The 1,639-nt window shown below is 67.7% G+C and carries 2 protein-coding genes; both read left to right on the top strand.

The annotated features are described in order from the left end of the window. The first annotated feature begins 93 nt into the window (after nt 1–93). Nucleotides 94–852 (top strand): aquaporin Z, encoded by a 759-nt coding sequence (gene aqpZ / locus WBV89_RS18355; protein ID WP_423982777.1) that lies wholly within the window; start codon nt 94–96, stop codon nt 850–852. A 15-nt stretch (nt 853–867) separates the two neighbouring features. Next, the coding region (locus WBV89_RS18350; RefSeq protein ID WP_423982776.1) for a carbohydrate kinase family protein at nt 868–1,639 on the top strand (772 nt) is incomplete at its 3' end.

Genomic DNA, 1,639 nt, shown 5'->3' with positions numbered 1-1,639 from the left:
ATGCTGGAACGCGTGATCGGCCCCGTCCGCGTCCGGCTGTCGTCGCCTGGCTATCGTTCCCGCGCAGCGTCTACGACAACAAGGGGATCAAACATGAACGTCAAAGCACTCGCCGCCGAAGTGATCGGAACTTTCTGGCTCGTCCTGGGAGGTTGTGGCGCGGCGATCATCGCGTCCGACTTCGGGGTCGGCGGGAACGGCACCAGCCTCGGCATCGGCTTCCTCGGCGTCAGCTTGGCGTTCGGCCTCACGGTCGTGACCGGCGCGTACGCCCTCGGCCACGTCTCGGGCGGCCACTTCAATCCGGCGATCACGATCGGCCTCGTCGTCGGCGGACGTTTCGAAGCCGCGAAGGCCGTCGGCTACGTCATCGCCCAGCTCGTCGGCGCGATGATCGCCGCAACGGTGCTCTACGGGATCGCCTCCGGCAAGCCCGGCTACGAGATCGGCACGTTCGCAGCGAACGGCTACGACGAGTTCTCCCCCGGCGGGTACGGGCTCGGGTCGGCGTTCCTCGTCGAGGTCGTCCTCACCGCCGTGTTCCTCGCCGTGATCATGGGCGTGACGTCCAAGAAGGCGACCCCGGCGGTGGGTGGTCTGACGATCGGACTCACGCTGACGTTGATCCACCTCATCTCGATCCCTGTCACGAACACCAGCGTCAACCCCGCTCGGTCGACGTCACAGGCGATCTTCGCCGGTTCCGATCAGCTCAAGCAGCTGTGGCTGTTCTGGCTCGCGCCGATCCTTGGCGGTGTGCTCGGAGCGTTGATCCACCGCTACGTGGTCGGTGACCCCGAGGACCTGCTGGAGCCCGAGGAGCTCGCACAGGGTGAAGCAACCCTCCGCTGAGTCGTTGCCGGCAAGGTGACCGGCGAGCTGTTGTGCGTCGGTGATCTGAACGCCGACATCACGATCACCGCCGTCGAGGCGATCGCCGTCGGATCCGACACACCCGGCTCGGTCGTCATGTCCGGTGGAGGTTCCGCCGCAAATGTTGCCGCCTGGGCTGCCGAGGCCGGCGCGGACGGATTCATGTCCCGCTTCGTCGGCGTCGTCGGTGATGATGAGCTCGGAGACTTCCTGATCGACGAGCTCGCCGGACACGGTGTCGACGTGCGCGTCATCCGACGCGAGTCGACGGCGAGCCGCGCGATCGCGGCGATCGTCGGAGGCGACGGCAATCGTTCGATGGTGTCTGCGCTCGATCCGGCCACGGTGCTCGGCACCGCTGACGTCGATCCGGCCTGGTACGACGGCGTCGGCTGGCTGCACCTGACCGGCTACACGTTTCTCCAGTCCGCGGGCCGCGCGACGTTTGCTCGGCTGATCGCGTCCGCCGAGGAACGATCGATGCCCTGGTCGCTCGATCCGTCGTCGGCGACGATGCTTGCCGCCGGAGCGGAACGTGGCGATGTCGCCGATGCGTTCGCGGGCGCCGCGGTGATGTTCCCGAGTCACGACGAAGCGGAGTGGCTCGCCGACGCCGCCGATCCCGTTGCGGCCGCCGAACTGCTGCTCGACCTGTCCGACACCGTCGTGGTCACGTGCGGCGCCGACGGTGCGGTTGTCGCCCGTCGTGGGTCGCCCACGTTCTCGATCGAGGCGGCACCGGCCGCGTTGGTCAACACGCTCGGGT

This window comes from Ilumatobacter sp. (genome assembly GCF_049588435.1).
GTDB lineage: Bacteria > Actinomycetota > Acidimicrobiia > Acidimicrobiales > Ilumatobacteraceae > Ilumatobacter_A.
The sequence above is the reverse complement of the archived record's forward strand: the minus strand, read 5'-3'. Positions and strand labels throughout refer to the sequence as shown.